This window comes from Mycobacterium liflandii, from assembly GCF_022354805.1.
GTDB classification, from domain to species: Bacteria; Actinomycetota; Actinomycetes; order Mycobacteriales; family Mycobacteriaceae; genus Mycobacterium; species Mycobacterium marinum.
The window spans coordinates 4,771,547-4,794,094 of sequence record NZ_CP023138.1 but is presented as its reverse complement, the minus strand read 5'-3'; the positions used below and the strand labels follow the sequence as shown (position 1 = coordinate 4,794,094).

General features: G+C 67.3%; 16 protein-coding genes and 3 pseudogenes. 10 read left to right on the top strand and 9 right to left on the bottom strand.

Annotation, left to right across the window (positions count from 1 at the left end):
• Positions 1 to 239: 239 nt before the first annotated feature.
• Both CKW46_RS21320 and CKW46_RS21315 read right to left on the bottom strand, forming a co-directional pair.
• Positions 240 to 1,358, bottom strand: a complete 1,119-nt coding sequence (locus tag CKW46_RS21320; RefSeq protein WP_015356517.1) for an acyl-CoA dehydrogenase family protein — start codon at positions 1,356 to 1,358, stop codon at positions 240 to 242.
• Positions 1,359 to 1,365: 7 nt separating this feature from the next.
• A complete protein-coding gene (locus tag CKW46_RS21315) occupies positions 1,366 to 2,532 on the bottom strand; it encodes an acyl-CoA dehydrogenase family protein (RefSeq protein WP_011741415.1) in 1,167 nt (388 codons plus the stop codon).
• A 254-nt stretch (positions 2,533 to 2,786) separates the two neighbouring features.
• Here CKW46_RS21315 and CKW46_RS21310 point away from each other — a divergent pair, with 254 nt between their 5' ends.
• The 3 genes and pseudogenes from CKW46_RS21310 to holA all read left to right on the top strand — a co-directional run bounded on the left by CKW46_RS21310 (position 2,787) and on the right by holA (position 6,234).
• Entirely contained in the window at positions 2,787 to 3,662 is an 876-nt protein-coding gene (locus tag CKW46_RS21310) for a ComEA family DNA-binding protein (protein ID WP_482052362.1), read from the top strand.
• A 17-nt stretch (positions 3,663 to 3,679) separates the two neighbouring features.
• A pseudogene (locus CKW46_RS21305) lies at positions 3,680 to 5,244 on the top strand (ComEC/Rec2 family competence protein).
• Positions 5,245 to 5,274: 30 nt separating this feature from the next.
• The gene (holA, locus tag CKW46_RS21300) at positions 5,275 to 6,234 is read left to right on the top strand and encodes a DNA polymerase III subunit delta (protein WP_482053457.1); all 960 of its coding nucleotides are present in this window, start codon (positions 5,275 to 5,277) and stop codon (positions 6,232 to 6,234) included.
• A 71-nt stretch (positions 6,235 to 6,305) separates the two neighbouring features.
• On the opposite strand, the gene rpsT is transcribed toward holA, so the two are convergent.
• Entirely contained in the window at positions 6,306 to 6,569 is a 264-nt protein-coding gene (gene rpsT, locus CKW46_RS21295) for a 30S ribosomal protein S20 (RefSeq protein ID WP_011741410.1), read from the bottom strand.
• A 138-nt stretch (positions 6,570 to 6,707) separates the two neighbouring features.
• On the opposite strand from rpsT, the gene CKW46_RS21290 reads away from it, so the two are divergent.
• Genes CKW46_RS21290 through CKW46_RS21280 form a run of 3 tightly spaced genes read left to right on the top strand, consistent with a single transcriptional unit; the run spans position 6,708 to position 10,197 of the window.
• Positions 6,708 to 8,381, top strand: coding sequence for a circularly permuted type 2 ATP-grasp protein (locus CKW46_RS21290; RefSeq protein ID WP_012395343.1), 1,674 nt, complete (start codon positions 6,708 to 6,710; stop codon positions 8,379 to 8,381).
• Positions 8,381 to 9,358, top strand: coding sequence for an alpha-E domain-containing protein (locus tag CKW46_RS21285; RefSeq protein WP_012395342.1), 978 nt, complete (start codon positions 8,381 to 8,383; stop codon positions 9,356 to 9,358). The genes CKW46_RS21290 and CKW46_RS21285 overlap by 1 nt, the downstream gene beginning before the upstream one ends.
• The gene (locus tag CKW46_RS21280) at positions 9,358 to 10,197 is read left to right on the top strand and encodes a transglutaminase family protein (RefSeq protein ID WP_482052360.1); all 840 of its coding nucleotides are present in this window, start codon (positions 9,358 to 9,360) and stop codon (positions 10,195 to 10,197) included. The genes CKW46_RS21285 and CKW46_RS21280 overlap by 1 nt, the downstream gene beginning before the upstream one ends.
• Positions 10,198 to 10,201: 4 nt before the next feature.
• Here CKW46_RS21280 and CKW46_RS21275 read toward each other — a convergent pair whose 3' ends face one another.
• The 3 genes from CKW46_RS21275 to CKW46_RS21265 form a co-directional block, all read right to left on the bottom strand.
• Entirely contained in the window at positions 10,202 to 11,629 is a 1,428-nt protein-coding gene (locus CKW46_RS21275) for a PE family protein (protein ID WP_482052359.1), read from the bottom strand.
• Positions 11,630 to 11,732: 103 nt separating this feature from the next.
• A complete protein-coding gene (locus CKW46_RS21270) occupies positions 11,733 to 13,373 on the bottom strand; it encodes a PE family protein (RefSeq protein ID WP_482053456.1) in 1,641 nt (546 codons plus the stop codon).
• 162 nt (positions 13,374 to 13,535) lie between these two features.
• Positions 13,536 to 14,375, bottom strand: a complete 840-nt coding sequence (locus tag CKW46_RS21265; protein WP_015356510.1) for an Rv2407 family type 3 sulfatase — start codon at positions 14,373 to 14,375, stop codon at positions 13,536 to 13,538.
• Positions 14,376 to 14,600: 225 nt separating this feature from the next.
• On the opposite strand from CKW46_RS21265, the gene CKW46_RS21260 reads away from it, so the two are divergent.
• A complete protein-coding gene (locus tag CKW46_RS21260) occupies positions 14,601 to 15,029 on the top strand; it encodes a CBS domain-containing protein (RefSeq protein WP_117436190.1) in 429 nt (142 codons plus the stop codon).
• Positions 15,030 to 15,070: 41 nt separating this feature from the next.
• Here CKW46_RS21260 and CKW46_RS21255 read toward each other — a convergent pair whose 3' ends face one another.
• Positions 15,071 to 15,673 carry a type II toxin-antitoxin system PemK/MazF family toxin gene (locus CKW46_RS21255; RefSeq protein WP_012395337.1) on the bottom strand — a complete coding sequence of 201 codons (603 nt, stop codon included), beginning with the start codon at positions 15,671 to 15,673 and terminating at the stop codon, positions 15,071 to 15,073.
• Between the two features lie 32 nt (positions 15,674 to 15,705).
• Here CKW46_RS21255 and lepA point away from each other — a divergent pair.
• From lepA to CKW46_RS21240, 3 genes and pseudogenes are all read left to right on the top strand, one after another.
• A pseudogene (gene lepA / locus CKW46_RS21250) lies at positions 15,706 to 17,623 on the top strand (translation elongation factor 4).
• 2 nt (positions 17,624 to 17,625) lie between these two features.
• The gene (locus tag CKW46_RS21245; protein ID WP_117436187.1) at positions 17,626 to 18,369 is read left to right on the top strand and encodes a sensor domain-containing protein; all 744 of its coding nucleotides are present in this window, start codon (positions 17,626 to 17,628) and stop codon (positions 18,367 to 18,369) included.
• Positions 18,369 to 19,142 carry a sensor domain-containing protein gene (locus CKW46_RS21240; RefSeq protein WP_117436186.1) on the top strand — a complete coding sequence of 258 codons (774 nt, stop codon included), beginning with the start codon at positions 18,369 to 18,371 and terminating at the stop codon, positions 19,140 to 19,142. The genes CKW46_RS21245 and CKW46_RS21240 overlap by 1 nt, the downstream gene beginning before the upstream one ends.
• Positions 19,143 to 19,159: 17 nt before the next feature.
• On the opposite strand, the gene CKW46_RS21235 is transcribed toward CKW46_RS21240, so the two are convergent.
• Entirely contained in the window at positions 19,160 to 21,226 is a 2,067-nt protein-coding gene (locus CKW46_RS21235) for a glycoside hydrolase family 15 protein (protein ID WP_012395333.1), read from the bottom strand.
• A gap of 70 nt (positions 21,227 to 21,296) precedes the next feature.
• Positions 21,297 to 22,479, bottom strand: a pseudogene (locus tag CKW46_RS21230) (FAD-dependent oxidoreductase).
• Between the last annotated feature and the right edge of the window lie 69 nt (positions 22,480 to 22,548).

Genomic DNA, 22,548 nt, shown 5'->3' with positions numbered 1-22,548 from the left:
TGTTCGCATACGTTTGTCGGTTTGTTTCGTCTTGCCGGCGCACGTTGACGCGCCGACATTTCTAGTATTTCGGCGGCAGCCGCGCGTGGGCAGAGGGCACTTCTTTGAGTGGTTACAACCAATGGTTGTGACCACGGGCGGGTGTTGGCGCGCCGGGCGTCCCGATCGGGTGCCGGTCAAACGGTTCCGCGGATCGCCGCCGGGCTGGGCGCGGCGGGCAGGCGATCGGCGGCCCGGAGTTAGAGCCTGACCAGGTCGTAGTCGGCGATGTGATCGATGAGAACCCGAAGCTGATCCTGGGTGGAACCCAGGGTGTGGTCGATCGCGGTGAGCCGGGCCGCGTAGTGGCCCACCGGATACTCCGCGGTCACCCCGATGCCGCCGTGCAGCTGGATCGACTCTTGCGCGATGTGGCGGCCCGACCGGCCAATCTGAAGCTTGGACCGGGAGGCGATGAGCGGGTCGAGGTTGCCGTCGGCAATGGACATTGCGGCGTAGAAGTTCATGCTGCGGGCCAGCTCCAGCGACACGTACATGTCGGCCGCACGCTGGGTGAGCGCCTGGAACTTGTTCAGTGTGACGCCGAACTGCTTGCGCGTCTTGAGGTAATCGGTGGTCAGGCGAAGGGCTTCTTCCATCGCACCGACCGCTTCGGCGCACATCGCCGACTGGATCCGGATGATGGCGTTGCGAATGGCGGCTGACGCGTCGACGGCGTCGCCCAGCGGTGCCGCGGGCGCCTGGTCCAGGTCGATCTGCGCACCGCGCTGACTGTCGAACGTCGGGTACGGGTGCTTGTCGACCCCACCGCCCTCGGGGCCGGCATCCACCAGGAACAACCCGACCCCACCATCGGGCAAAGCTGCGCTGACCACCAGTGTGTCGGCGCAGTCACCAGCCAGGACCGGATTTTTCGTTCCGCTCAGGAGCCATGAATCACCTTGCCGCACAGCACGAGTCGACACGGTGGCCGCCGGGCTGCGCTGGCCCGGTTCCAGGTGTGCGAACGCCAGCAGTCGCCCTCCGGCGGCGACTTCGTCGAGTAGCTGCAGCTGTGCGTCGTTGCCCAACTCGGCGATGATCGCGCCGGGTGCCAGCGCGGCGTGCACGATGGGTTCCGGGGCCAGCCGGCGACCGACTTCGGTCATCACCAGCATGATCTCGATCTGGCCGGCCTCGGCCGGCTCGAATCCGAGCCCCAAGATCCCGGTGTCGGCCAGTTGACTCCAAACGTCGCGGCTCCAGCCGAGATCGGTGTCGATGATCTTGTTGCGGCTCTCCGCGTCATAGCTGCGAGACAACAGATCACGGGTGGTGTCGCGGAGCAGCGTTTGCTCGTCGCTGTACTGAAAGTCCATGACTGCCTCACAATCCCAAGATGGTGGACGCGATGATGTTGCGCTGCACTTCGTTGCTGCCGCCGTAAATCGATGTCTTGCGGTAGTTCAGGTAGCGCGGGGCGCTGCTCTGGGCCCACTGCGGTGACGCGATCCCTGCCGCCTGTGCACCGCCCACCGGTAGCGCGTCGGGCCCGGCTACCTCGACGAGCAATTCGGTGGCGACTTGCTGCAATTGGCTGCCGCGCAACTTGAGTACCGACGACGCCGGGTTGGGCTTACCGTCTGCCGAGTCGGTAACCACCCGAGCCTGGGTGAGTTCCAATGCCAGCAGCTCGTTTTCGGCTTCAGCAAGGCGCGCCGCGAACAGCGGATCGTCGAGCAGGCCGTTGTTGGCAGCGTGCTTTTTCACCTCGGCGAGGCGCACCTTGGTGCGGCCCACCCCGGCGATCCCGGTGCGCTCGTTGCCCAGCAGGAACTTCGCGTAGGTCCAGCCCTGGTTCTCCTGGCCAACGAGTTGATCGGCCGGTACTCGAACGTCGGAGAAAAACACCTCGTTGACTTCGTGACCACCGTCGATGGTCTTGATCGGCCGCAGCGTGATGCCGGGGGTGGCCATGTCGATGAGCAGAAACGAAATGCCGGCTTGCCGCTTGGGCGCCTGGGGGTCGGTGCGCACCAGGCAGAAAATCCAGTCGGCATACTGGCCCAGCGTCGTCCATGTCTTCTGGCCATTGACGACGTAGCTGTCGCCATCGCGCACGGCGGTGGTGCGCAGTGATGCGAGATCCGAACCGGCTTCAGGTTCGGAGAAGCCTTGACACCACCAGATGTCGAGGCTGGCCGTCGGCGGCAGGAAGCGCTGCTTGATCTCCTGGGATCCGAATTCGGCGATCACCGGACCGACCATCTTGGTGTTGAAGTTCAACGGCTCCGGGACGCTGGCCAGCTGCATCTCGTCGGCCCAGATCTGGTGCTGAGTCGGTGTCCAGTCCTTACCGCCCCATTCCACCGGCCAGTTCGGCACCGCCAGCCCGTGATCGTTGAGGATCTTGTGGCACGTGACGATCTCATCGCGGCTCGGCGACTGGCCCTGGCGCACCAGCTCGCGCAGGTCTTCGGGTATCCGGGTGGTGTAGAAGGTGCGAAGCTCGTCGCGGAAGGCGGCTTCGTCGGGGGTGAGAGCCAGCTTCATCGGCAGCCTCCTGTTTCAGGTGACCACCGTTGGGTTTGCTTCCCGCGCAGGGACTGCGCGTGCCGGAAACCGGCAGTCCTGCCTTGCACGTTAGGCGCATCGCGGGCTCACCTGTTAATCGGGTGCCTCGACACCGGTGTTGGACCGGTCCTGCTGCACCTGCCCGATGCACAGTGTCGGGTTCATCCACAAGCACCAGGCTTGGCGCCGTCGCTTCGAGTTGGTGTGGCGGTCGGCGCATTTACCGTCGGCCCATGCGAACAGAGCTTCCCGCCGAGCGACTGCAGCGACGGCTCACCACCGCCCCCGACCTCCGATTGCACGCCGAGTCCGGTGCCGCCGAATCCGGTGCGGATCCGCACGACGATCGCGATGACGACCCGAACTCGCTGCTCCCGCGCTGGCTGGCGGAGGCAGGGGATGGCAGCGGCTTGTTGAGCAGGGTGCGCGCCGACCCCGGGCGTGCCGGTGCCATCGCGTTGGCCGTAGTCGCCGCGCTTGCGGTGCTGGTCACCGCTTTCACGTTGCTGCACGATCGCCCTGCGCCGGTGATGTCGGCGAAACTACCGGCGGTGGAACATGTTTCGGGGAGCTCGGGAGCCAGCCCTGGATCCTCGGCAAGTCCCGCCGCGGCTGCCGGCCCGGATCGGCCGGTGGTGGTCAGTGTCGTTGGCCTGGTCCATACGCCGGGACTGTTCACGCTGGCACCGGGCGCCCGGGTAGCCGATGCGTTGCAGGCCGCCGGCGGCGCGCTGGCCGGTGCGGACACCATCGGCCTCAACATGGCCCGTCAGCTGGCCGATGGCGAACAGATTGTGGTGGGGCTCGCACCCGTCGCGGGGCAGCCCAAAAGATTCGGCAGCTCGATCGGCGCCGCCACACCAAGCCCAGCGCCCGCGGCGACGTCGGGCACGAGGAGCCCGGGCCCCAATCCGGCCGAGGTCCTCGACCTCAACACCGCGACGGTGGAACAACTGGATTCGCTGCCCGGGGTGGGGCCGGTCACCGCCGCTGCGATCGTGTCGTGGCGAGCGGCCAACGGCAAGTTCACCAGCGTGGACCAGCTTGCTGAAGTTGACGGCATCGGTCCGGCGCGACTGCAGAAGCTGCGGTCCCTGGTTCGCGTCTGACGCCGGTGCATAGCGGGATGGCCGGCGCCGGCCGCGACGTCGCGGAGCGACTGGATGTGCGTCTGGTTCCGGGTGCGCTGACCAGCTGGATCGTGACCGCGGCGGGAATCGTCTGGCCGGTCGGTCGCGCGTGCGCATCCGGGTGCCTGCTGCTCGCGCTCGGGGCCGAGGTGTTGTGGTGGATCACCGATCGCCGGCCGCGGTCGAGGCGGTGGCCGTGCGCAGTCAGCGCCGGCCTGGTCACGGTCGGGGTGGTGGGCGCGGGCTTTGGAATGGCGATCGCGCTGCGGACCGAGGCTCTGGCGCGCCATCCGATCAGCGCCGCGTTCGGAACCTCAGCCGCGGTGACCGTCACACCCAGTGAAAGTGCCTTGTCGCTGGGGTCTGACCGATTGATGTTTCGGACGACGATCCAGCGGCTGCGTGATGACGAGATCTCCGGTCGTGTCGTGGTGTTCGCGCGTGCCTCCGAGTTCGAGGAGATGGGAGAGCTGATGGTCGGGCGGCCGGTGCGCTTCACGGCCCGCATCAGCGGTCCCGCCCGCCACGATCTCACGGTCGCGGTGTTCAACTCGGCGGGTGCGGTCAAGGCTGGTTGTGCCGGTGCGTTGCAGCGGGCCGCTCACCAGGTGCGCGGCCGGTTTGCCGCGGCGGCACGGCGCGTTCTGCCCGCCGACCAGGCCGCGATGCTGCCCGCCTTGGTCCTCGGTGATACCTCGACGGTCAGCACCGAGACCGGCCGCGCGTTCCGGTCAGCGGGGATGACCCATCTGACGGCGGTGTCGGGAGCCAACGTCACCATCGTCTGCGGTGCGGTGCTGTTCTCGGCGCGTTGGGTCGGACCGCGGGCCGCGGTGGCACTGGCCGGGATCGCGCTGGTGGCGTTTGTGGTCGTGGTGCAGCCGACGGCAAGTGTGTTGCGGGCGGCGCTGATGGCATCCATCGCGCTGGCCGCGATGTTGTCGTCGCGTCGACGGCAGGCGATTCCGGCACTGTCGACCACCGTGCTCGTGTTGCTGGTTGCGGCGCCGCACCTGGCCGTTGACATGGGTTTCGCGTTGTCGGTGGTGGCTACCGCGGCCCTGGTCGTCGTCGCTCCGGGGTGGTCGGACGGCCTGGTGGCGCGGGGCTGGCCCAAAGTGCTGGCGGACGGGCTCGCCGTCGCGACCGCGGCACAGCTGGTGACGGCACCGCTGGTCGCCGCGATCTCCGGCCGGTTCAGTGTGGTCGCAGTGTTTGCCAACCTCGCGGTAGCCGCCGTGATCGCGCCGATCACCGTGCTGGGCAGTGCGGCGGCCGTGCTGGTCATCCCGTGGCCGGCCGGCGCGCAGCTGCTGATCCGCTTCACCGGGCCGCAGGTGTGGTGGGTGTTGCATGTGGCGCGGTGGGCCGCCGATGTGCCAGGGGCGACCGTGGCCGTCCCGGCGGGGCTTGCCGGGGTGCTGATTGTGGGGGAGTCACCGTGTTGGTGGTGGCGCTGTGGCGATTTCGGTGGATTCGGCTCGCGATGATTTCAGCTCTGCTGGCCACCCTCGGCAGTGGGCTGGCGTGGTCGGTGGCGGGCCTGGTCGGCCCCTCGTGACACCATCAGGGGGTGAGCGAGATTTCGCCGTTGCACTTGGTCCTGGGTGATGAGGAACTGTTGGTCGAGCGGGCGGTGGGCGACATCGTGCGGGCAGCGCGTGAGCGGGCACGCCAGGCCGCGGGCACCGACGACGTGCCGGTCAACCGAATGCGCGCGGGCGACGTCAGCACCTACGAGCTGGCCGAACTGCTGAGCCCCTCGCTGTTCGCCGAGGAGCGGATAGTCGTTTTGGAGGCCGCTGCCGAGGCCGGCAAAGACGCGGTCGCGTTGATCGCCTCGACCGCCGCCGACATTCCACCGGGCACGGTGCTGGTGGTGGTGCATTCCGGCGGTGGGCGGGCCAAGGCGCTCGCCGGTGAGCTGAAGTCGCTGGGTGCGCAGGTGCACCCGTGTGCGCGGATCAGCAAGGCTAGCGAGCGTGTCGACTTTGTCCGTGGCGAGTTCCGCGCGCTGCGCGTCAAGGTCGGCGAGGACACTGTGACGGCCCTGCTCGATGCCGTCGGATCCGATATCCGCGAACTGGCCTCGGCCTGTTCACAGCTGGTTGCCGACACCGGCGGTGACGTTGATGCCGTCGCGGTCCGTCGCTATCACAGCGGCAAGGCCGAGGTGAAAGGTTTTGATATCGCCGACAAGGCGGTGGCCGGCGACGTGGCCGGCGCCACCGAGGCGCTGCGCTGGGCGATGATGCGCGGAGAACCGCTGGTGGTCCTGGCCGATGCCCTGGCCGAAGCCATACACACGATCGGTCGGGTGGGGCCGTTGTCTGGAGACCCGTACCGCATGGCAAGCCAGCTGGGCATGCCGCCGTGGCGGGTGCAAAAGGCCCAGAAGCAAGCGCGGCGCTGGTCGCGCGACAAGGTCGCAACGGCGATGCAGTTGGTCGCGCAACTCAACGCCGACGTCAAGGGAGCCGCGGCCGACGCTGACTACGCGCTGGAATCCGCGGTCAAAACGGTGGCCGAGTTGGTCGCCGACCGGGCCTGACCAGATGTGAACCAGGCCTGAGACACGCTTGAACCGGTCCTGGACCAGGCCCGGTTCTCAGGTTTGACGGGTCAGCCCAGCTTGTTGAGGGCGCGCGCCAGAGCCGACTTCTTGTTGGCGGCCTGGTTCTTGTGAATGACGCCCTTGCTGGCCGCCTTGTCCAACTTGCGGTTGGTTGAAACCAGCAGCTCGGCGGCCTTTTCCTTGTCGCCCGAGTGAGCAGCGTCGCGGAACGACCGGACCGCCGTACGCAGCGACGACTTCACCGACTTGTTGCGCAGTCGGGCGCGCTCGTTGGTGCGGTTGCGCTTTTGCTGCGACTTGATGTTGGCCACGCGTTAGTTCCTTAAAGTCTGCTCGGTGGTTGCTCGGGTGACCTTGACACCCGACAGCGAGTGCTCAGGTTATCAGTCGGTTACGTTTCCACCCAAAAGAGGAGCCGTTAGCTCGGCGGATTGTCGAATTGAGGCACCATGAACCAGGTGAGTCTTACTGAACCGATGCAAGCAAGTAGGCGGCGGTCACAAGCGCGTCCGGAACGCATATTCGGCGGCTACAACTCGTCGGATGTGTATTCCCAAGCCTTTGACGAAATGTTCGACGCCCAGGGCAACGTTCGCGGCCCCTACAAGGGCATCTACGCCGAGCTTGCGCCGTCGGATGCGTCGGAGCTCAAGGCCCGCGCCGATGCGTTGGACCGCGCATTCCTAGACCAGGGCATCACGTTTTCGCTGTCGGGCCAGGAGCGGCCGTTCCCGCTTGACCTGGTGCCCCGGGTGATCTCGGCGGCCGAATGGTCCCGGTTGGAACGCGGCATCATCCAACGCGTCAAGGCCCTCGAGATGTACCTGGACGACATCTATGGCGACCAGGAGATCCTGCGTGACGGCGTCATTCCGCGGCGGCTGATCACCTCCTGCGAGCACTTCCACCGGGAGGCCGTGGGGATCATTCCGCCCAACGGTGTGCGCATCCACGTCGCCGGCATCGACCTGATCCGCGACGAGCGCGGTGACTTCCGGGTCCTCGAGGACAACCTGCGCTCGCCGTCGGGGGTGTCCTACGTCATCGAGAACCGGCGCACCATGGCGCGGGTCTTCCCGAACCTGTTCGCCACCCATCGGGTCCGTGCGGTCGACGACTACCCTTCGCACCTGCTGCGGGCGCTCCGCAACTCGGCGGCCACCAACGAGGCCGACCCCACCGTGGTGGTGCTGACCCCAGGTGTCTACAACTCGGCCTATTTCGAACATTCGCTGCTGGCCCGGCAGATGGGCGTCGAGTTGGTCGAAGGCCGCGACCTGTTCTGTCGCGACAATCAGGTGTACATGCGCACCACCGAGGGGGAGTGCCAGGTCGACGTCATCTACCGGCGCATCGACGACGCCTTCCTGGACCCGCTGCAGTTCCGCGCCGACTCGGTGCTGGGAGTGGCCGGTCTGGTCAATGCCGCCCGCGCGGGCAATGTGGTCATCTCGAGCTCGATCGGAAACGGTGTCGGTGACGACAAGCTAGTCTACACCTACGTGCCCACCATGATCGAGTACTATCTGCGCGAAAAGCCGTTGCTGGCCAATGTGGACACCTATCGGTGCTGGCTGGACGAGGAACGCGAAGAAGTGCTGGACCGGCTCAAGGAACTGGTGCTCAAGCCGGTCGAGGGATCCGGGGGCTACGGCATCGTGTTCGGCCCGGACGCGTCGGACAAGGAGCTGGCCGCGGTCGGCAAGAAGATTCGTGACGATCCGCGTAGCTGGATCGCGCAGCCGATGATGGAACTGTCGACCGTGCCGACACGCATCGAGGACTCGCTGGCGCCGCGCTACGTCGACCTGAGGCCGTTTGCGGTCAATGACGGCAACGACGTGTGGGTGCTGCCGGGTGGGTTGACCCGGGTGGCCCAGGTCGAGGGGTCACGGGTGGTCAATTCCAGTCAGGGCGGCGGGTCGAAGGACACCTGGGTGCTGGCGCCGCGCTCCTTGGCTACCGGCCGTGAGCTGGGCGGCGCCCAAGTGCTGCGGTCGTTGCCGCGGACCGTGCCCGAGCAGAGTCCCGACGATACGCGGCCCAACCAGCAGCAGCCGCAGCAAAATCAGCCGCAAGAAGGTCAGCACCAGCAACAACAGCAGCAGAAAGCGAAGAAGTGATGCTTGCCCGCAACGCCGAAGCGCTGTACTGGATCGGTCGCTACGTAGAGCGCGCCGACGACACCGCCCGAATTCTCGATGTCGCGATACACCAGCTGCTCGAGGATTCCAGCATCGACCCCGACCATGCCTCGCGGCTGCTGTTGCGGGTGCTCGGCATCGACCCTCCCGATCACGAGCTGGATGTCTGGTCGTTGACCGACCTGGTGGCCTTCAGCACCAACGCTTCGGGCGGCTGTTCGATCGTCGAGGCGATCTCAGCGGCGCGGGAAAACGCCAAGTCGGCTCGCGAAGTGACGTCCATCGAGACCTGGGAGTGCCTGAACACCACCTACCACGCTCTCCCGGAACGTGAGCGAGCAGCCAAACGACTTGGGCCGCATGAATTTCTGTCATTCGTCGAAGGGCGTGCGGCCATGTTCGCCGGGCTGGCCGACTCCACTCTGTCGCGCGACGACGGATACCGGTTCATGTTGCTGGGCCGCGCCATCGAACGGGTCGACATGACGGTGCGCCTGTTGCTGTCCCGGGTAGGGGACAGCGCGTCATCGCCGGCCTGGGTCACGTTGCTGCGTTCGGTGGGTGCCCATGACACCTATCTGCGCACCTATCGCGGGGTGTTGGACGCGGCCCGGGTGGTCGAGTTCATGATGCTGGACCGGCTGTTCCCGCGCTCGGTCTACTACTCGCTGCGCATGGCCGAACACAACCTCGATGAGCTGCTGCATAATCCGCAGAGCCGCATCGGGGCGACCACCGAAGCGCAGCGGCTGCTTGGGCAAGCGCGCAGCAAACTCGAGTTCGTCCAGCCCGGGGTCTTGCTGGAGTCCCTGGACAGCCGCTTGTCAGGTCTGCAACGAACCTGTCGTGACGTCGGAGAAGCGTTGACACTGCAGTATTTCCACGTAACCCCATGGGTAGCCTGGACCGATGCCGGCCCCCGCGGCCAGATGGTCGCCAGGAAGGGAGAATCCTGATGTGGCGGATGCGGGTGGTGCACAGCACCGGGTACGCATACGAGGCGCCGGTCACGGCGTCGTTTAACGAGGCGCGACTGACGCCGCGGTCCAACTCCCGGCAGAACGTGATCCTCAACCGGGTCGAAACCATTCCGGCTACCCGGTCCTACCGCTACGTCGACTATTGGGGTACCGCGGTGACGGCGTTCGACCTGCACGCCCCGCACACCGAGCTGACGGTCACGTCCTCCTCGGTCGTCGAGACCGAGCGTCCGGAGCCGCCGGAGGCGAAGGTCACCTGGGAAGAACTCGAGTCGATGGCCGTCATCGATCGTTTCGACGAGGTGCTGCGCCCCACCTCGTACACCCCGACAAGCAAACGTGTCGCCGCCGTGGGACGCCGGATCAGGAAGTATCACGACCCGGCGGAGGCGGTCGTCGCGGCGGCCCGTTGGGCGCGCAGCGAATTGGACTACCTGCCCGGCACCACCGGTGTGCACTCCTCCGGGCTCGATGCCCTGGAACAGGGCAAAGGCGTCTGCCAGGACTTTGCGCACTTGTCGCTGATTGTGTTGCGGGGCATGGGAATTCCTGCGCGCTATGTGTCCGGTTATCTGCATCCCAAGCGCAACGCGGTGGTGGGGAAGTCGGTGGCCGGACGCAGTCACGCCTGGATCCAGGCGTGGACCGACGGTTGGTGGCACTACGACCCGACCAACGACACCGAGATCAGCGAGCAGTACATCAGCGTGGGCGCCGGCCGCGATTACAGCGACGTACCTCCGCTGAAAGGCATCTACTCCGGGCTTGGCGTCACCGACCTCGACGTGGACGTGGAGATCACCCGGCTGGCCTAGGGCCTTAAACGGTGGTGCCGTCGCTGCCGGGGCTGCCAAGCAGCCCCGCGGCGCCGCCGGTACCACCGGAGCCGTTGGCGCCGCCGCCGAAGCCGACCCCACCGTCACCGCCGTTGCCGCCGTTACCGATGAACTTGGCGTCACCGCCATTGCCGCCGGTGCCGCCCGCGAGGCTGCCCGCGTTGCCGTCCCCGCCGGCCCCGCCATCACCCCCGTCGCCGATCAGATAAGCGCCGGCGCCGCCGTCACCCCCGGCGCCGCCGCCCGCCCCACCGGCTCCGCCGTCGCCGCCGACGTCGACCAACCCGGCGGCGCCCCCGAGCCCGCCGCTGCCGCCAGCGCTGCCGACGACGTCGCCGCCGGCGCCGCCGGCCCCGCCGTCACCACCGACGCCGTAGAGCAACGCGGCGCGTCCGCCCGATCCGCCATTCCCGCCGGTGCCGAGGCTGCCCGCACCACCACCGTCGCCGGCCGCACCGCCGGCACCGCCGTTGCCGATTCCGTAGCCGCTGGCGCCGCCCGCGCCGCCGTCGCCGCCAGCGGAACTCCCGGTGCCGCCGCCCCCGCCGGAACCTCCGGAACCGAACAGCGCACCGCCGTAGCCGCCGTCGCCGCCCTGGCCGCCCTGACCGGTCAGGCCCAGGCTGTTGTCGCCGCCAGTCCCGCCGGCGCCGCCGGTGCCGAACAGCCGCGCGTCACCGCCCAGCCCGCCCATGCCGCCCAACACGGCGCCCGCGGCACCGGCACCACCCGTGCCACCCGCACCGCCGCTGCCGTAGAGCAGCCCGCCCAGGCCGCCGTTTCCGCCGGTACCCCCGAATCCGGATGAGACACCGGCACCCCCGGTGCCGCCGGTACCGCCGCTGCCGAGCAGCCAGGCATTGCCGCCGAGCCCGCCACTGCCGCCGTTGCCGCCGGTGCCACCGGCGCCGCCGTTACCGATCAGCCCGGCGTCGCCACCGCCGCCTCCCGAGACACCGGCAAGGGTGCTGTCACCGCCCAGGCCGCCGTTGCCGTACAACAGCCCGCCCGCCCCGCCGGGCGTCCCGATTCCGCCGACGGTCGCGCCGTCGGCGCCGTTACCGATCAGCGGGCGCCCCAGCAGCGCTTGGGTAGGAGCGTTGATCAGATCGAGCAATGCTTGTGCGGCGTTGGAGGCCTCGGCCCCGGCGTAGGACGCGCTGCTGGCGGACAGGGTCTGCACGAGCTGGTCATGCATTGCCGACATCTGTGTGCTGATGCTCTGATAGCCCTGGGCATGCGCGGCGAACAACGCCGCGACGGCCGCTGACACCTGATCGCCGGCGCAGGCCTGCACGGCGGTCGTCGGGACCGCGGCAATCCCGTTGGCTGCCGCGATTGCCGAATTCACCCCGGCCAAATCGGCGGCCGCCGCGGCCATTGCCTCCAGGTCGGCGATCACATATGCCATGGCGCACCTCTGAGGGTCAGGACCACTGGGCCAGGTGCGGATCGTATCGCGATGCGATCAGCAGTCCGGGCACATTTCGCCCGCGTCCGCCCGACGCTGTGGGCTATCCGCCATCGCTGCCGTTCTGTCCGAACAGGATGCCGCCGCTGCCGCCGGTACCGCTGGCACCGTCGGGGGTACCGTCACCTCCGTGAGCGCCGTCGCCGCCGTTGCCGATGAACCGAGCGTCACCGCCATTGCCGCCGGCCCCACCGGTTGCTGAGCTGGTGCCGCCCTCGGCGCCGTTACCGCCGTTGCCGAGCAGCCACCCGCCGTCGCCACCGCTGCCGCCGTCGCCGCCGTCGCCGGTGCCGTCGCCGGCACCGCCGACGCCTCCCCAGCCGCCATTGCCAATCAGGTAGGCGCCGCCGCCGTTGCCACCTTGACCGCCGGCGGGGTTACCGGAATCGCCGGCGCCGCCGATGCCGCCGTTGCCGCCGTTGCCGATCACCAGGCCGCCGAGGCCGCCGTTTGCGCCCTGGCCGCCGCCGGCGCCGCCGTTGCCGCCGGCACCACCGTCGCCGAAGAGCAGGGCCGAGCCGCCGCTGCTGCCCCAGCCGCCCCCGTTGGCGACGTCGAACCCGTCGCCGCCGTTGCCGCCGTCGCCGCCGTTGCCGAAGAACAGGCCGCCGGTGCCGCCGATCCCACCGAAACCGCCGAACCCGTCGCCGCTGGTAGCCGTGCTGCTAGCGCCGTTGCCGCCGCTACCGCCGCTACCGCCGCTACCGCCGTTGCCGCCGCTACCGCCGTTGCCGGCAAGGATGGCGGTGCCGGCGGCGCCGCCGGACCCTGAACTGAACCGGCCGGCACCGCCGTCGCCGCCGTCGCCGCCGTCGCCATAGAGGATTCCGGCTCGACCGCCGCTGCCACCACTGCCGCCGTCACCGTCGGTGCTCTGACCGCCCAGCCCGCCCGCGGCGCCGTTTCCGAACAGCCCGCCCTGGCCGCAGTCCCCGCCGGTGCCGCCGAATCCGGACGTCCCCAGGCCCACCCCGCCGTTGCCGCCTGCGCCGGCGGCCCCTAACAGGTAGCTGTTACCACCCGCGCCGCCGTCGCCGCCGAACGAGGCGAAGGAATTGATGCCGCTGCCGCCGGTGCCGCCGGCTCCGCCGAAGCCGAATATCAGTCCGGCGTTGCCGCCCGCCCCGCCGGCGCCACCGTTGGTCGCGCTCACATCAGCATCCGCGCCGGTGCCGCCAGCGCCGCCATTGCCGAAGAGCCCGGCACTACCGCCGGCGCCGCCGGCCACACCGGCACTGGTGCTGTCGCCGCCGTTGCCGCCGTTGCCCCACAGGAAGCCCCCGTCGCCGCCGGCCTGTCCCACCCCGTTGACGGTTTGCCTGTCGGCGCCGTCGCCGATCAGCGGGCGTCCGAACAGGGCCTCGGTGGGTGCGTTGATCGCGTTGAGCAGCGTCTGCTCGACATTGGTGGCTTCCGCGGACCAATACGAGGTCCCGCTCGACGCCAGGGTCTGAACAAACTGGTCATGAAATGACGTCGCCTGCGCGCTCAGTGACTGGTACGTCTGCGCGTGCCAGCCGAACAGGGCCGCGATCGCGGTAGACACTTCGTCGGCCGCGGCCGCCTGCACCGCGGTCGTTTGGGCCGCCGCGACCGCGTTGGCGGCGCTGAGCGTGGAGCCGATATTGGCCAGATCCGAAGCGGCCACCCGCATTAGCTCTGGCGCTACGACCGCAAACGACATCACGACCACCACCACTTCACGACCATTGACCAATTACCAGGCGATATGGATGTTACGCAGCGTGAGCAGGCGGATTTGCGTTTCCACGAAACCCGCACCGCGCCGACAAAAGGGCAATTCGTGTCGGCGGTGAACAGTCAGTGGGGCGTGCCCGGAGGACCGCTAGCGGGCGTGCACCTCGACGCGATGCAGGTCGTTGCCCAGTTCGATGCGCCCGCCGAACTCGGTCGCGGCCAACGCCCGCCACTGGTCTTCCTGACCCGCGATGATGGCTGGCACGTAGTGCGTCATGACCAGCGTGCCCACCCCCGCGCGGGCGGCGGTCGCGGCCGCCTCCTGTACCGAGGAGTGGTAGTCGCAGATGTCCTTGACTCGCTGTTGGGGGAAGTTCGTGATGATGTCCTTGCGGATCACGGTGTGCACCAACGCACCGGCGCCGGCGGCCAATTCGTCCAGGCTGGGACAGGGCACGGTGTCCCCGGCCAGCACCGCCGACGCGCCGTCGAACTCGACGCGGAACCCGATCGTCGGCGCCACCGGGCGGTGATCGGTGGGTGCCACTCGGATCGCTACACCATCGCGGTCCCAGACCGTACCGTCGGTGTATTCGTGAACCTCGATGGGCGGCGGAGCGTTCAGGTCGGCGTGATGGGCGATCCGGTAACCGATGTCGCGGCCGAACGCTTTGAGCATTGCCTCGACAGTTTCCGCGGTGCCGGGCGGCCCGATGACCTGAAGGGGCGCGGGATCGGCCGCGAAGTTGGTGACCCAGCTGGTGATGAGCACGTCGCCGAGTTCGGCAATGTGGTCGTTGTGCAGGTGGGTGAGCAGCACTGCCGACAAGCCGGCCGCACCCACCCCGACGGCCGCCGCGCGCTGCAGCACCCCGCGGCCACAATCGACCAGGAAGACCTGTCCGCCGGCTCGCACCAGGGTCGATGGCCCCGCACGATCCGGGTCGGGGATGGGACTTCCCGTTCCGAGCAACGTGATCTCAATCATGAGCCCATCCTTGCAAGCCGGGTCGGTGCGTCATCGCTCAACCGGTCGATCCGGCTGGCGGGTATCAGGATTGGTTCTATCGGTCAGGGGGCTCGGGAAGCGCCCAGGTGCAGGTGACCGGATCGATACTTGGCTGTTTGTGCCCGGTTGGGGTGTTGGCTTTCCCGCCGCACGAGTTAGTCGTAGCCTGGGTGTGAGTCGGGTCACAAGCTGTGGGAGGCCTCAATGCGGATCGCGGACGTCTTGCGGAACAAGGGGGCAGCGGTGACGACCATCAACCCCGATGCGACGGTCCGGGAATTGCTTGCCGGTTTGGCTGAGCAGAACATCGGCGCGATGGTGGTGGTCGGAGTGGAAGGTGTGGTCGGCATCGTGTCGGAGCGCGATGTCGTGCGCCAGCTACACACGCACGGCGCCAGCGTGCTGACTCGCCCGGTCTCCAAAATCATGACCAGTGCCGTCGCCATCTGCACAAAGTCCGACACGGTCGACAGCATCAGTGTGCTGATGACGCAGAACCGGGTGCGGCACGTGCCGGTGCTCGACGGCCAGAAGCTGATCGGCATCGTCAGCATCGGCGACGTGGTGAAGTCGCGGATGGGAGAACTCGAGGCCGAGCAGGAGCAGCTGCAGTCCTACATCACCCAGGGGTGATCACTGCCCGGTGCCGCGGCGGCCAATAGCCGCATTCGTCGCTAGCGCCAGCTGTACTCGGCACGCAGCCGCGCCGCCACCACGTCGAACACGTCGCGCTGCAGGATCGCACCCTGGCGGCGGATGCTCTCCTCGGGTACATCGAGCACCCGGTCCAGCCGCACCCAGCCTTGCTGGCCCTCGAAGTCCCAGTCGCCGGTGCCGATTGCGACCCAGTCCGGATCGGCCGAGTACTGCTCCTGGCTGGACAACATCAATGCCAGCAACACGTTGCGCTCACGGCCTACGACGAGCACCGGCCGGTCTTGGCCCTGGGTGGGATCGTCTTCGTAAACCACCCAGGTCCACACGATTTCGCCCGGGTCGGCTCGGCCATCGAGGTCGGGGGAGTAGGTGAGCTTGCGCGCCCGCGCAGCGGTCGGGGAGCTGGTGTCGGTCACCGGCCGGCCCGCGGTGATCTCGGCCGGTGGCGGCGGCAGCCCCATCGCCACGATGTTGGCGGTGATTTTGACGGCTTGCTGAATGGTCCGCAGCGTTTCCTGGGTGTTCTGCAGACGATGGACAACCTTGGGCGCCTCGTTGAACACGAGGTTCTCCGCGAAGCGCTGGAACGTCTTCCACTGGGACTTCCCGGCAGACGTCATATTCGCAGCATAGACGCGATCCGCCGAGCGCGATTGGCCTCAAGTAGGTCCGGGCGGCGCTGCACAGATAGGCTGGAAACCCGCAAACCCCCGCTTCAGGAGAGTCCCATCAGCAGTTTCGCCGACAAAACCTTCACCCCGCCGGCGCAGATTCGGAACTTCTGCATCATCGCTCACATCGACCACGGAAAGTCGACGCTGGCGGACCGAATGCTGCAGTTGACCGGGGTCGTTGACGAGCGCTCGATGCGGGCCCAGTACCTGGACCGGATGGATATCGAACGCGAACGCGGGATCACCATCAAGGCGCAGAATGTGCGGCTGCCCTGGCAGCTCGATGGAACCGAGTACGTCCTGCATCTCATCGACACGCCAGGACACGTCGACTTCACCTACGAGGTGTCACGTGCGCTGGAGGCCTGCGAGGGCGCGGTGCTGCTGGTTGACGCCGCCCAGGGCATCGAGGCCCAGACGCTGGCCAACCTCTACCTGGCACTGGACCGCGACCTGCACATCATTCCGGTGCTGAACAAGATCGACCTGCCGGCCGCCGACCCGGACCGCTACGCGGGCGAGATTGCTCACATCATCGGCTGCGAGCCCGGCGACGTGCTGCGGGTTTCCGGCAAAACCGGGGAAGGCGTCGCAGACCTGCTCGACCACGTGGTGCGCGAGGTGCCGCCACCGCAGGGCGATGCCGACGCACCCACTCGCGCAATGATCTTCGACTCCGTCTATGACATCTACCGCGGTGTGGTCACCTACGTCCGCGTCGTCGACGGCAAGATCACCCCCCGCGAGCGCATCGCCATGATGTCCACCGGCGCCACCCACGAACTGCTCGAGGTCGGCATCGTCTCACCCGAACCCAAGGCCAGCGACGGCCTTGGTGTCGGCGAGGTGGGTTATCTGATCACCGGGGTCAAGGACGTGCGGCAGTCCAAGGTCGGCGACACCGTCACGACCGCCCGAAAAGGTGCCACCGAGGCACTGACCGGCTACCGCGAACCCAAGCCGATGGTGTATTCGGGACTGTATCCCGTTGACGGATCGGACTATCCGAACCTGCGGGACGCCCTGGACAAGCTGCAGCTCAACGACGCGGCCCTGACCTATGAGCCCGAAACGTCGGTGGCGCTGGGTTTCGGATTCCGGTGCGGCTTCCTGGGCCTGCTGCACATGGAGATCAGTCGGGAACGTCTGGAGCGCGAGTTCGACCTCGACCTGATCTCGACCTCGCCCAACGTCGTGTACCGCGTCATCAAGGACGACGGCACCGAAATGCAGGTGACCAACCCGTCGGACTGGCCCGAGGGCAAGATCCGCACCGTCTACGAGCCGGTGGTGAAGACCACCATCATCGCGCCCAGCGAATTCATCGGCACCATCATGGAGCTGTGCCAGTCGCGGCGCGGCGAGCTGGGGGGCATGGACTATTTGTCGCCCGAACGGGTGGAACTGCGATACACAATGCCGTTGGGGGAGGTCATCTTTGACTTCTTCGACTCGCTCAAATCGCGGACCCGTGGCTACGCCAGTCTCGATTACGAGGAGTCCGGCGAGCAGGAAGCCCAACTGGTCAAGGTCGACATCCTGCTGCAAAGCGAGGCCGTCGATGCGTTCAGCGCTATCGTCCACAAGGATTCGGCGTTCGCCTACGGCAACAAGATGACCACCAAGCTCAAGGAGCTGATTCCGCGTCAGCAGTTCGAGGTGCCGGTGCAGGCGGCCATCGGTTCCAAGATCATCGCGCGCGAGAACATCCGCGCGATCCGCAAGGATGTGTTGTCGAAGTGCTACGGCGGTGACATCACCCGCAAACGCAAGCTGCTGGAAAAGCAGAAAGAGGGCAAGAAGCGGATGAAGACCATCGGCCGGGTCGAGGTGCCGCAGGAGGCGTTTGTCGCGGCACTGTCCACCGACGCCGCGGGGGATAAGGGCAAGAAGTAGCCGTGACGGTGGGGCGAGCCGGCTGGGCGGGAGCCGTTGCCCTGCTGGGTATCGGCCTGCTGGGAACCGGCTGCACGAACACCGTTGCGGGAGTGTCCACCCACGCCGGCCAGCCGGGTGCGAATGCGCTTACCCCCGAGCAAGTATTGCCGGATGGCGAGGAGGTCAAGGCCGCGGTCGGCAACGATCTGCCGCCCCACAGCCCGCCGATGGTGGGTGATATCGGCGTGTTGCCCAACGGGATTCGCGACAATTCTGCCGCCGCGCCCATCGAATGTCTGGGGGCGATAGCGCCGGCGATGCGGATCAGCTACGAGGTGGCGCCGGTCCGCGCGGCGGCACTGCAGGATTATTGGAATTACGACTCCGGTGTGGTGACGTCTAGTGCAACGGTGGCCGCGATCAAGCTGGCGTCCTCAGACGACGCGCAACGACTATTCGCGTCTTTCACGCAGCAATGGCGACAATGCGAGGGCCGCACCGTCACGATGTACACCCATGACAGGAGCGATACAGAGTTGTATTCGAAAGTGACCGAAGTCCGAACCAACGGGCCGATACTTTCGGCGACCATCATCAGCTGGGACAACCACCACACTCCGCAGTCCCCGGTCGAACGGGCCGTCGGCGTCCAGGGCGACGTCCTCGCCGATGCCAAGGTGGCGCTCAGGCCGCACTCGCAACCCGGGACCAGGGCGATCGAACTCGTCAAGGTGATGCTGCGCAAGGTATCGAGCACGAACTGATGAGAACTCGATTGGTCTTGGCCTGCCTGTTGGTCATCAGTCTGGCTTCGGGCTGCACGTCTGTCGTTGCGGGCACCGCGCTCCCCGCGGCGGGGCTTGCCCCCCAGCTGGTCACCGGAGAAGCGATCAAGGACGTGCTGTTGGACAGCGCCGCACTGGCAAAGATTCTCGGCCAGGACTTCACGGCCAAGTCAGAATTGCCACCGCGCTTCGGTGGCCCGGAGAGGTTGCAGGAAGCCTTCGGTCGGGTGTCGCGGGTCGACTGCCTGGGCATCACGACCATGCTGGCCAAGAGCGCCTATCAGTCGGCGCGTCGATCCGGCAGCGTGGAGAACGTGGCGCGGGAGACCTGGTGGAACTCCGCGGGACCGGCGAAGGTGATCAGCGTGGCGGAGGGCGTGGTCGCGCTGTCGGGGCCCGACGAGGCCGCCGAACTGTTCGAGAGCTTCACCCAGCAATGGGACAGCTGCGACGGCGCGATGGTGACCATCGATAGCGGCAAGGTCGCCTTCGCGGACAAGATCACCGACGTGCGCATCACCAACTCCGTGCTGGCGGCGACCGTTTCGATTGGCACCCGGATATCCGGTTCACAGCTCAAAGCGGCCAGACCGGAGGCGCGTGCCATTGGCCTGCGGGGGAATTGCCTGGTCGAAGTCGAGATCGCGTTTTTCAGTGTGCGAGGACCCGCAGACAAGGGGTCCGCCGACATCAATACCAGCGCTATCGAGATCGCCCACGCCATGATGGAAAGAGTCAGCAATATGAGCTGACCCCGAATCGACGGGGGCTACATCGGCGCGTTGGCCGGCTGGAACATCCCGGAACTGTCGGCCTCTTCCTCGGCGCGGATCACGTGGACCACCGCGTTGATCAGCGCCAGGTGGGTGAACGCCTGCGGGAAGTTGCCCAGATGCCGCCCGGTGCGTGGCTCGATCTCTTCGGCGTACAGATGCAACGGGCTGGCGTAGGACAGCAGCCGCTCGCAGAGCCGCTTGGCCTGGGCCACTTCGCCGATCTCAACCAGCGCCGAGACCAGCCAGAACGAGCAGATGGTGAAGGTACCCTCCTCGCCGGAGAGTCCGTCGTCGGTCTCCTCGACCCGGTACCGCAGCACCAGGCCCTCCTCGGTGAGCTCGTTGGCGATCGCCAGGACGGTATTGCGCACGCGCGGGTCATCCGGGGGCAAGAAGCGAGTCAGCACCACCAGCAGCAGCGAGGCGTCCAGCGCGTCGTCGCCGTAGCGCTGGGTGAACACCCCGCGCGAGTCCACCCCGTGCTCGAGAATGTCCGCCTTGATCTCGTCGGCGATCTGGTGCCACTGCTGGGCATAGCTTTTCTCGCCCTGGCGCTCGGCGAGTTTGGCCCCGCGGTCCAGCGCCACCCAGCACATCACCTTTGACGAGGTGAAGTGCTGCGGCTCCCCCCGCACTTCCCAGATTCCGCGGTCGGGCTCGCGCCAGTGCGTGATCGCCTCTTCCACTTGTCGCTTCAGCACCGGCCACAATGTTTCCGGGACTTGTTCACGCGACTTGGCGTGCAGATAGAACGAATCCAGAATCGAGCCCCAGATATCGTGCTGGTCCTGGTTGTAGGCGCCGTTGCCGATCCGGACCGGTCGCGCATGGTCGTAGCCGGACAGATGGTTGAGCTCTTCTTCAACCAGGCTGCGCTCGCCGCCCACGCCGTACATCACCTGCAACGGGTGGCGCTCGTTGTGGTTGGCGCCGGATACATCGGCGATGAAGGCGAAGAAGTCGTCGGCCTCGCGGTCCAGACCGAGGGTGTAGAGCCCCCACAGCGCGAAGGTCGAGTCGCGAACCCAGGCGTATCGGTAGTCCCAGTTACGTTCGCCGCGCGGTGTTTCCGGAAGCGAGGTGGTGCTGGCCGCCAGCAGTGCGCCGGTGGGCGAGTAGGTCAACCCCTTGAGTGTGAGCGCGCTGCGCTGCAGGTATGCCCGCCACGGGTGGTCGGGAAAGTTGCCGATGTTGATCCACTGCCGCCAGCATTCGGTGGTTTGCCACATCTTCTGGGCGGCCTCTTGGTAGGTCTGTGGCGCCGGGTGCTTGGTCCAGCTCAACGCGACGAACACGTCGTCGCCCTCTTTCATCCGGGTGCGCGCCCGCGCCTCCCGGCCCTCCAGCCCGATCCGCAGGTTGGTGGTCAGCCGCAGCGTCGGGTGAGCATCGGGTTGCTTGCTGGCCCGGGCGATGGCCTCACCGTAGGCGTTGGCCGAGTACTCCCAGGTGGCCCCGAGACGGTGGTAGTCGAACGCCGGTTCGCAGCTCATCATCAGCTCGACGGTTCCGCTGACGCAGCGCACGGTGCGCAGCAAGATGTGTTCGGCGTCCCAATCCATCGGCGTACGCCGATGAGTCCGCGAGCGCCTTTCGATGTCGTGCCAGGGCCCCATCACCAACGCGTCGCGCACGATCAGCCACCCGGTGTGGGTCTGCCACGTGGTCTCCATGATCAGGCTGCCGGGAAGGTAGCGCCGCGCCGACGGCACCGAAACCCCGTAGGGGCCCAGCCGGAAATGACCGGCGCTGCGATCCAAAATCGCGCCGAACACGCTGGGGGAGTCCGGCCGGGGCACACACATCCACTCCACCGAGCCGGCCGGAGAGATCAAGCACGTCGTTTCCCAATCGGACAGGAACGCGTAGTCGGCAATCGGCGGAAACGGATTGCGCAGCGATGCGCTGGACGGGGAGATGCCGTGCTGGCTGAGTTCGACCGACGCCGCGGGGGCCCCGTCCAACGCGGGAATCTGGGTAGCCGGCGCGGCGTGCGGGGCCTCCGTCGGCTCGACGGTGAGCTCGACGTCCTCGTCTGCGTGTTCGGCGTGCAAAACCATCCCGCCATCATCGACTGTCGACCTGCCCTGCGTCCACCACTGCGCTCCGCGCGGCGCCGAGGTGTCGGGTCTACCGTGCCCGCCTCGCGTACTTTGGGGCGTGTTCGGGCAGTGGGCCGATCGCCACCAGATAGCCCATGATCCGCCGCACTGGCACCGAACGGCTCACCAGGCGCACCACCGGCGGCGGTTGCGGCGGCCCGCCGGTTACCGCCACCGCGACGATGGCGGCGTGGATGGCCCGCTGGATGCCCTGCAGAAAGGCCGTCCGGGGCCCACCGGCGTGCCTGCACCCGCGCCAGCTGGCCGGTGGACACCCACCCGACGCGCAACGACGGCGCCAGCATCCGGGCGGTGGCCACCGCGTCGGCCAGGGCCAGGTTGATCCCGACGCCGCCGACCGGGGACATCGCGTGCGCCGCATCGCCGATGCACAACGCGCCGTCGCAGTACCAGCGCCGCAGCCGATTGAGTTGTACATCAAGCAGTTTCACGTCATCGAAAGACTTCAGTGCGTCGACGCGGTCGGCGAGCCAGGGCATCAAGTCCGCCAGCGCCCGGTGCAGTGCCTCAATACCCTGCGCGCGCAATTGGGCATCGCTGCCCTTGGGAATGATGTAGGCGATCTGGTAGTAGTCGCCGCGGTCGATGGCAATTCCGCCGTGACCTGAGTTGAAGATGCCGGCCAGACCGGTCGGATCATCGGGCCGACGTGGTAGTCGGAACCACCAGACGTCCATCGGTGCGCCGAAGCTGCGGGTCGCCATGCCCAAGGCCGAGCGCACCGTGGAGCCCCGGCCATCGCAGGCCACGGTCAGATCGGCGTGCATGTGTTTTGTTTCACCGGATTGCGCGCGGTAGGTGACACCGACGACGCGGCCCGGGTCGGGTCCGTCACCCCACAGCACCCCGGTCACCTCGGTGCTGCGCAGCAATCGGAAGGTGGGTTCAGCCTCAGCCGCGGCGGCCAGCAACTCGAGGAAATCCCACTGGGGCACCAAGGCGATGTGCTGGTGGGCGCCGGGCAGGTGTTTGAGGTCGAGGTCGACCGGTTGGCCCTGCACCTTCATGCTGATGGTGTCGATCAGGCGATGCGGGATCTGAGCGAATTGGGATCCAAGACCGAGTTCGTCAAGCAGACGCAGGGTGCTGGCGTGCACCGTGTCACCGCGGAAATCGCGCAGGAAGTCCGCGTGCTTTTCCATCACGGTGACGTCAACGCCGGCCCGGGCCAGCAACAAGCCCAGCATCATGCCTGCCGGTCCGCCGCCGGCTACCAGAACGCTTGTCGTTTCCGATGGCTGAGGCACTGGGCGATCTTA